Genomic DNA, 244 nt, shown 5'->3' with positions numbered 1-244 from the left:
GAACAGGGTGTGGCCGTCCGCGACCGCCGATGCGACCGCCGTGTCCAGGCGGACGGTGCCGCGCAGGTTGTCGAACCAGTACGAACCCGCCAACTGCTCGGGGTCAGCGACGACTTCGCCGGTCACGGTCGAGTACATCGCGACGCGGCCAGCCAACGGCCTTACGCTCGCCGACAGTTCGGCGACCTCGTCGCGCACCGCGTCCATGTGGGCCGAGTGCGAGGCGTAGTCCACCGGGATCATG

1 protein-coding gene is annotated in these 244 nt (G+C 69.3%); it reads right to left on the bottom strand.

The window, feature by feature from the left end; genetic code table 11:
- A partial coding sequence (locus tag VM95_RS38335) for an acyltransferase domain-containing protein (RefSeq protein ID WP_045706440.1) occupies window positions 1–244 on the bottom strand: 244 nt, incomplete at both ends.

The organism is Streptomyces rubellomurinus, assembly GCF_000961885.1.
GTDB classification, from domain to species: Bacteria; Actinomycetota; Actinomycetes; order Streptomycetales; family Streptomycetaceae; genus Kitasatospora; species Kitasatospora rubellomurina.
Note: the sequence above shows the minus strand (reverse complement) of the source record. Positions and strands in the feature narration are given on the sequence as shown.